The 1,123-nt window shown below is 62.2% G+C and carries 1 protein-coding gene; it reads right to left on the reverse strand.

The window, feature by feature from the left end; translation table 11 throughout:
* Positions 1 to 16: 16 nt before the first annotated feature.
* On the reverse strand, positions 17 to 988 hold the full coding sequence (locus ATY29_RS01300) for an IS110 family RNA-guided transposase (protein ID WP_003570669.1): 972 nt from the start codon (positions 986 to 988) through the stop codon (positions 17 to 19).
* Positions 989 to 1,123: the final 135 nt, after the last annotated feature.

Here is a 1,123-nt window from a genome sequence, read left to right on the forward strand (position 1 = left end):
CCCTCACCAAGTCAGTTTATTCGAGTGCGATCATTATTTCATTTTGCTGCCGCAAGGCGTCTCTGACACGGGCGTTTGCGATGGTTATGATCTTGCGCATGATGGCGGTGAGCGCAACACGCTTTGGTTTTGCGGCCTTGAGCAGCGCCTGATAGGCAGTTGCAAGTGGACTATTGCCGCGGCAGGCGGCGAGAGCAGCGATGAAGAGCGCCGGTCGGATCTGGCGTCGCCCGCCAGTGGTGCTGCGATGCCAGCTGGCCTTGCCGCTGTCCTTGGGATGCGGAGCCACACCGGCGAGGCTTGCGACCTGGCGGCGATTGAGGGTGCCGAGTTCCGGCATGACAGCCAAGAGCAGCGGGACCAGGACCGGTCCGATGCCCGGCACCGACCGCAATGATGTAGCCCGCAGTGTCAGATCGCGGCTTTCGCTAATCAGGGTGTCGATCTCTGTGTTGAGCGCTTCGATATGGCGCTGCAGTTCGCAAAGATGAGCGCTGATATTGTCGGCGATCAGGCGGCTGCGCGGGGCTTTCAGTCGGTTTTGCTCCTGCACCCGCATGGCGACGAGGTCGAGACGGCGGGCAACGAGCAGTTCAAGCTTCTGCTGGGTCGGAGCGGCCGGCTGCCAGCGCGGCAGGACGGCGGCGCGGTCGCAGCCATAGCGGGAAAGCCAGTGGGCGTCGATCGGATCGTTCTTGGCGCGCTTGCCGAAGGATGCGATATAGGCCTTGACCTTGGCGGGATCGGCGCGATGGGCGGCGATGGCCAGCTCGATGAGCACGCCGAGTAGTTTATCTTCATGGCCGCCGGTGGCCTCGCACACGGCGAGCGTGGCGGTGCCTTGATACGGTTGCAAGGCGGCACGCAACGCGTCGGCCTCGTTGGCGATGGTCAGGCAGCGGCTGGTGCAGCTGTCAAACAGGGTCACGGTATCGCAGGAAACGTCCAGGCCGAGGACGGACTGGATTTCATGAGGTTCTGCCATCATAATTGGGCTCCATGCTTCGAATTGTCTGCGGGCGTGTCCTTCGGATAGCCCATTCAAGTCAGCAAGCGATGCGAAGCTGGAGCGGCAAAGTCCCTTCATGAGGTCGGTCGTTGACACCTATTCCTGTACGGGCGC

This window comes from Rhizobium hidalgonense (genome assembly GCF_002914525.1).
Classification (GTDB): Bacteria; Pseudomonadota; Alphaproteobacteria; order Rhizobiales; family Rhizobiaceae; genus Rhizobium; species Rhizobium hidalgonense.

Bases quoted from the DNA above. Each gene is read 5' to 3' on its own strand.
- ATY29_RS01300 (WP_003570669.1), bottom strand. From the start codon at position 988: ATGATGGCAGAACCTCATGAAATCCAGTCCGTCCTCGGCCTGGACGTT.